The following is a 7,497-nucleotide window of genomic DNA, read 5'->3' as shown; positions in this document are numbered from 1 at the left end:
TTGCCTATTTGGAGCAAGTAATATTGGCGGGAATCCAAGGTTTGGATAAGAAATGAGCATACGTGCTCTCGCCCTGGCTGTGATAGCAGTGATGAGTGTGAAAGTGCCGGGGAGTATGTTCATGTGAGGTAGACCGTATTCTATTACCAAGAAAAAGAAAAAAGCCCTGATAAACAGGGCCTTCGTATTAACTATTAAGACTTTCCTTTATCGGTCGTGGTGCCTCAATTGCTGTTGGCTGATTCTTGACCCAATCAAGAAGCGTTTGGCGTTTCTCTGAGTCTGTCAACGTCTTCCAACGCTCGAACGCTGATTTATCTGTACTTCCAAGGCTATCATCTTTAGGCTCTTCAACCCACGGAACATAAGCATGATACTTTCCACCTAAAGACTTAATTTCCAGCTCAATTTCGCTGCAAGGATCATAGACAGTTGATTGAGAAAGATTTACCTGTCTCAAACTCAATGAAAGTTTAGGTGTTATACTGCCTAAAATATCACCGAATGGCCGTAATCCTTTTACTTGAATCCCAGTCGGAGATATATAGTTTAGTTTAATCTCCATACTATAAACAGAATAAGTATTACCTTCATCGAGATCACCCGGATCCTTTCTTATCATTTCCAGTGACCTCTTAAAGAAATGTTCACTTTCAGAACTGATTAGAGATGACTTTTCATCAGTGTTCAATCGCCATTCATCATAATTAGTTCCATGACTCACATTCATTTTTGAATGATATTCACTAAAAGACAATTCGCCCTGATAACATAGTTTAGAAAAGTATGAAGGCCCTACAGTTCTATCCACGGCAAAGCCATCCATCACTAATTGAACAGCCATATCAACATCTTTCCAGTTTAAATTCACCTTCTTGTAATGCTCGATATTGTTTTTCTCAGCAACAATAAGTACATATAAAGAAGCTGGATTTTGTTCAGAATGGACAAAGCTTTTAAATTCAGTTTTTGATATTTCAGATAAATCTTTTGACGTCCATTTAAAATCTTCAATTTTACCGGATTTAGTGAATATGTTTAAACCTGTGAATTTCGAATCGAATCCTACAGCTTTAGCGCAAATGTTCTCTACAATAGGCACAGTTTGCAGACTATTAGTATCTTTCGCTAATGTGAAAGCTTCTACTAATGTATCTTTCTCTTGCAAGATTAATGGTTCAGTTCCAAACTTTGTTGGCAGTGTCACTAAAGAGCTATTTTCACCGTGCACGCCTACATTCAGACCTGATTTATTGTCTTCGAACTGCTCTAAACCATGAATTCTATGATCATAATATGTTGGTAACTTTACACTATGCGAACCTGTTTTCATCCATAGCGTATATTCCATATTTCTAAATCCACCTTGTGAAATATAATAATTAAAATTACTACTATTTTCACCTTCATCAAGATAGAAACGCAATCTATTCCCAGCATCTATTGTTGATAAGAAGTCAATTCTAAAACTACTTGTTAATGGTTTTAAACCAGGGATCTGCACTTCACCAAAATAGTAAAATGGCTCAAATTCAACACCAGATAAAACAGTTTCACCCTGAGAATCATAGTATTTCTTTAACTTTCCATCCGGATCGATACTAAAGCTTGAATGTTTCATAGGTGTGATCAATGCTTCAAATTCTGGTCCAGACAAGTCCCAACCATCTGTCCTGTCATACCCTAGTTTCACTGTAATTACTTTAGAAAGCGTATCTTTCAAAATAAGCTGTGCTTTTACTTTATGATAAGGTCCAAGACGGTTTGACTTTTTAACATCATGCCAATCATTAAATGTCTGCCAGTATTCACCATTGGGTTCAGCTATCAAAATACGACAAAAACCAATATCTTCATCACGTAAATATTCAGTTATAATTGAAAAATTATTCGCAAACTCTTCAAAAAGTTTCTCCTCTCCATGTTCAAACAGCTTTGTTTGAATGGGGAAAACTCGATTAAAATTACCTGAGACAACATTCGGGTTTTCTTTAATAATAGAATCTGACTTTTTTGACACTTCTTTACTGACTGGGAGAGGTATAGGAGAATATCCAAAGCTCGAATAGGTATTACCACCATTCCCTAAGAATAGTTTCTTCTGGTGAATACTGTTTATCCACTTCAATCCAAGATTATCTGTAAAACGAGTATAAGTCGTCCAATCATCGCGATTTATATAAGTATCTATATACTCCGACACTTCATATTCAGTCAAAAGTTTTAGATTAACTTCATTTTTCTTAGCTTTGAGCCAAGCAAATATATACATGAGGCCATTTAAAGCCAACGCTCTTAACTTATAACGTTTTAAAAGTTCTTTTGTTGTTTTTTCATCATGAAGGAATTTCAACATATCTTCATAAGATTCATGCTTTTTATTTAAATCAAGATTTATTTTTCTTACTTCATGCAACATTTCAAGGTTAAGTCTTGAGAGAGTCCTCAAATGATTGACTTCCCCTTGATTTTTAATAAACTCATCGAAGCAGTGTTCAAATATAGCAGAATCTAAAGCCTTAATAGCTGACTGTGCTACCTTACCGCCTTCAATCATTACCATTACGCCTCTTGCAAATGGTGCAAGATGTGGAATGTACTGAGCAACTTCAAGAAGCGAGTCTAACAAAGCCATCAACAGTTCAAGTTCACTGTCATCTTCTTTTTTTAATGCGTGAATGGCTTTAAGTCTTGCCCTTTCCATTGCCTGATAACCCAATCTGCTTGGATTAAAAATAACATCAAGTGACGTAAAGTAAACTCGAATCTCAACACGGCGATTGACTTCCAGTTTCGGGTTATCTCTTCTAAGATCACTTTGTTTCTCAGGTTTATATATAGGATAAGCATCACTCAAAGCCGTTGCTTTGATAAACTTCTGTAAGTTATCAGGAAACATTGCTTTCGCATTCATTGCACGCTCAAATGAAACCAGCTTATTCGCTTCAGGGCTTCCAACCTGACATGCATGCCCTTCAATTTCTATTCTTAATTGTGGCTCATGTTGCAATGCCTCAATTAATACATCAATCACTGGTTTACTGTTTTTCAGTTCTTTCTCCCGAGAGTTAAAATGGAAAAGAACTTTTAAGCCAGAGCCTCTGTTATCTGTTAACAAACTGATATTATCGTATTTATAAATGTCACCATTTCTATTCGAAAGTTGTTCTTTTGCTTGCTCTATAGCCTTATTTATACGCTCTGCATCTTGACTAACACTTTCTTTCCAGACAGGGATTTTATCTAAATAATCGGAAGCAATTTCGTCCAAACCTTTCTTGGATTTGTTAACATCCTCTTGCGTTTTCAGATACTTTTTGAAGTTCTCAAGTAACTCATACATAGAGTTAGCAGTACTGATAAATGTGAGCCCGTGCTCTGCCAGACCGCTAACACCACCGTACCATGATTCAGCTAGTCGCCCTGTAAGTGCTGGATAATCTTTCTTCTTCCAATCATCCAAAAACTGACCGAAATATTCCTTTGAGTCAGCAATATTAATAACCTTATCTCTGAATAGCGATACACTTCCAAGCTGTTTCTCTGCAGCTGTTAAAGTATTATCTGATAAAATTTTATAGTGGTCATAAGCTTCTTTTACACTAAATAGCCCATAGTATAATTCACCAGTTGCTTGCATCGCTTCTGGAAGTTCTTTCTCTATTGCTTGCCAGAACAAATTACTAATTGTATTAAAGGTTTTAATCCCACCATCCCTATTATACATATCCTGCCAACCACCATTTAAGTGGCCTGCTGCAACCTGACCTGAAGCATCACGAATCGCTTTCAAAGAGGCTAAACTATCAAGTGCCGGACTTTTTACCCCTTCAATAGCTGTTTGGTTTGCTAAAAACTTTTGCATACCTGCTAAAAGTTGCGGAAACTGGAAAATCAGACTTTCTTCGAGTGAAATCATATCGCCTGATACAATTGCAATTTTTCCTAACGGATTTTCTGGGGCAAAGCGGATATATTCTCGAAGTTCATATTCGAACCCTGTCTTAAAACCAATATTCACTTTTCTTATATTTGATTTTTTAATTGAATCAGGAATTGACTCAATTTGATTTGGGTCAAAAGTAACCCTGACAGTGTAGAGGCCTTCTTCAAATGTCGAACTATCTAAATGAAACAAAGCACAGGGATGCGCTTTTTCATCTACCTTATTATTAACTATAGGTAAAGTTACCTGCGCTTTAATTTGATCTCCAAACTTATCTTTACCTGTTTCATCATAATGGTGAATTGATACTGTTGCATCAAGATAATCTTTATTTGAAAAAACTACTGCACAAGTGGCGTATACTGGTAGTATAAATCCTTTTAGTGGGACTCCTTCACTTTTTACTCCTTCCAACCAATCATTATATGTTTTTTTCTCGTCAGATAATTGGCCGTCAACACCAACTTCATATGCAGGTGCCAATTGTTCTAAACTTATGGTTGTTAAAGCAAATTTTACGGGTTCTGAGCCAACTTTATCCGACAATTCATTGAGTTGTTCAGTTAATTCTTTGACACTTTTTTTAGATTGTGCCAATTTCAATAACAATGGCAGTGGCGGAAACTTTAATTGATAAACACTTTTGGTTAAATCATGAACAGGGTTGCTATGTCTGAGTAACGTATAACTTTTATCCTGATCGCCTTCCAGTCCTTGACTTCCTGCACTCAGTGCACATAAACGATAGTTTATATCTGTTGCCCATAAGCTGTTTGAGTCTTCACCAACAGCAAGCACAGGTATCAAGCTTAGAGGTCTAACATTATTAATTTTATGTCTAGATAAATCACTTTCTAAATGATAAGTTTCATCTTTTCTTGATTTAGATTTATCACTCTTACCTTGAGAGAAATTAGCTCCGAAAACATAATAGCATAAAGGTGACTTCTTATTTTTCATTATTTACACCCTCTTTTACAAAATTACCATGATTTGCAAATGCATTATAAAGTGATGAATTATTTGCACTGTGCCCTGAACCTATCTGTTTCCAAACTTGATGTTCTTTTATTTTTTTATCTTCACCAAGCTGGAATAGGAATACTTGCGCAGCACCGCCACTTCGAGCAAAATTCGCATCCAGACTTAATATATTTAACATTTCATAATCACCTGGTTTTGAACGATCGATTTCTTCTTTTTCAAAACTTTTATTTTCTATATCAATTAAAAATCGATATTTATAAGACTCTCCCCAAGCATACTTTCCTGTTGGACTAACCCCTCTTTTCCTCAAATCATATTCATTAACATTGTCAGAGGTTTCTTCTAACCCAATACTGTATAATAAAAGATTTTCTTTTTCATCATATACAGCAACACCAAAATCATTTACAACAAACCTATTCTCATTACTGATTACTGAATATTGGTTGAATTGCACATCAACATCTTCGATTTTTTTGGTCAAAATATTATACTTAAAACTTTTTCTTCCTTCATAAAAATACAAATAGTCGCTTTTCTCTGACCATAACAAGTCTTCTCGACCATACCTTCGACCCAATTCTATATATTCATTAGTTTTCAAGTCTTTAATGACTTTATATATTCCATCATTAGTTGAGTAGCTAAATGCTAAATATCGATTGTTTGGTGATATCCGCATAACTCGGACAATACCTTCAAATTCATCTGCAACAAGTCTCAAATCTGTTCCGTCTGTTTTGATACTCCATACTTTGTCTTTTCTTTCATAATAATCATCTGACTCACCTTCTCCATTATTCCAGCGAAAAACAATACGGGGTAAGTCATAAGAGCTTTCATTGTCTAAGTCTTCGCGCGGCCATTCCTTGGCTTTAAAAACATAGTGACGGGGTTTTCCGTTGTTATCTTGGTACCGAACATAATTATGTTCGGTAATGTAAATCCGGCCATCTTCCCATTCCTGAGCATTTTTTTGCTCTACGATTGACAGCTCTTTTTCTGGTTGCTTAGTTTCAACTATGGCTTCATCTTGTCCGCAACCGACAAGGAGCAAAGTTGCCAATAAACTGAGTTTTAGTGTTGATTTCATACTTTTTTTCATAGTAATCATGCTTTCTTTCGCCAACGTCTTAATTTAATAGTTCAGTGATATCTATATCTTTATAAATAATCACAGGTTCAATCTCATCAAAGTCTTCGCTGCCTTTATTGGTTCGGCTCAGTGTGACTTTTTTCACTTCACTTGGCCAACCTGAGAACCGAATCATCCGATGTTTCTTGTCAATAAAGTCACAACTTCTTAAGTACACTTTTTGCGACCATTCGTTTTCAGTGTCAAACAATTCAAAGAAATCATCAGGCTGATCAACCTGAGGGTGCGCATAATAAGTAAACCGAATCTCTGGCAGAGGGGGATTGAGGTATACCGCAGCAACGTTCTTGTCGACCTGATTATTGATCAGATTGTATTTCACAGAATCTGAGTTGAGTGATTCAGGCACAGTTAAACCTTGTATCACCGCTGTGGTATCAGTGAATGCTTTATCCTGACTGTATGTATTCAACCCCGTAATTTCGGTTGCATTTTCTGCATACTCATTCTCGAGCTGAGAGAGTTGTGTTTCCGTTTGCTGCTGGCTGCAAAAAATCGCATGCAGCGGCACTTCTTCACCATTGATTTTATAGGGAAGCCAGATATGCGGCATTTCCCGCCCTTCGGACTCACGTAAAACCGCCCGGCCGCCTTTCTTTGGACTTTCCTTGGTGACTAATGTAAAGGTCCTGACCGGTGAATAGTCAGTCAGAACAATGTCGACTTCTTCAGACGTCAGACCAAAAACACGGGCCATACCAGAGCCATCCAGCACCGAGGAAAACACTGTTTTACCATCTTGCTTAATCTCATAAGGCTCATACGAATAACGTGCCCCTGACGATTCACTGACCAAAGTAATGTCCACATGCCGCTCTACGACTGATGCTTCTGACTTATCATCGCTTGCGCCCAGCGTCAGATTCACCTCGCTGAAATAGCCTTTTTCAGTAACATGAATTTCGCGCCACAGTTTTCCATCGAGAAAAAGGTAAATATATCCCGACTCATAAAGCGATGCTTGCGCCGGATCTTTATCTTCTGTTTTGAAATACATGGGCACTGCTGGCACCAAAACAGTTTCCCACTCGTCCAATTCGGTTTCTTTTTCTACTGGCATCAAGCCTTCCGCCAGCAGAAGCGTGATAGGGCTTGGATAAACGCGCGATGGAATCACAAGGTATAAATTCTTTGCTTCATTCTCGAGGCCTTTAAACTCGGCCAAACTGCGGTGTTCATGTTTGGCATCTGCACGAGGTTTCGCAATTTTCTCGCTCTGCAGATCCGTTTTTGCCAGCCGTAAATAGGCGCTGTTACCAGGCCACTGTCCCGCCAGTTCCACCACCAGTTTGTGCTCTGGTACAGGTTCTATCGGTTGATTGACCACATTGCGGGGCAACGGGGTGATGTCTTCCAGCGGCGTATAATTCGCCTTTACATATCTCACTTTTTTCATTTACTTTTTCTC

3 protein-coding genes are annotated in these 7,497 nt (G+C 37.6%); all 3 read right to left on the bottom strand.

All coding sequences use genetic code 11. The features are described 5' to 3' along the window. Positions 1-187 precede the first annotated feature (187 nt). From P0Y67_RS21975 to P0Y67_RS21965, 3 genes are read right to left on the bottom strand one after another with little or no spacing between them, the layout of a single operon-like run. A complete protein-coding gene (locus tag P0Y67_RS21975; RefSeq protein WP_342393594.1) occupies positions 188-4,906 on the bottom strand; it encodes an OmpA family protein in 4,719 nt (1,572 codons plus the stop codon). Beyond that, complete coding sequence (locus P0Y67_RS21970) at positions 4,896-6,038, bottom strand: Tricorn protease domain-containing protein (protein WP_342393593.1); 1,143 nt, start codon at positions 6,036-6,038, stop codon at positions 4,896-4,898. The genes P0Y67_RS21975 and P0Y67_RS21970 overlap by 11 nt, the downstream gene beginning before the upstream one ends. A gap of 28 nt (positions 6,039-6,066) precedes the next feature. Next, positions 6,067-7,485: a hypothetical protein gene (locus tag P0Y67_RS21965; RefSeq protein ID WP_342393592.1), complete on the bottom strand. Its 1,419-nt coding sequence runs from the start codon at positions 7,483-7,485 to the stop codon at positions 6,067-6,069. Positions 7,486-7,497 lie beyond the last annotated feature (12 nt).

This window comes from Photobacterium sp. SP02 (assembly GCF_038519165.1).
In the GTDB taxonomy this organism is placed as follows: domain Bacteria; phylum Pseudomonadota; class Gammaproteobacteria; order Enterobacterales; family Vibrionaceae; genus Photobacterium; species Photobacterium halotolerans.
The sequence above is the reverse complement of the archived record's forward strand: the minus strand, read 5'-3'. Positions and strand labels throughout refer to the sequence as shown.

Excerpts from the sequence above, each read along its gene's own strand:
- P0Y67_RS21975 (WP_342393594.1), bottom strand. The coding sequence starts at position 4,906 with ATGAAAAATAAGAAGTCACCTTTATGCTATTATGTTTTCGGAGCTAAT.
- P0Y67_RS21970 (WP_342393593.1), bottom strand. The coding sequence starts at position 6,038 with ATGAAAAAAAGTATGAAATCAACACTAAAACTCAGTTTATTGGCAACT.
- P0Y67_RS21965 (WP_342393592.1), bottom strand. The coding sequence starts at position 7,485 with ATGAAAAAAGTGAGATATGTAAAGGCGAATTATACGCCGCTGGAAGAC.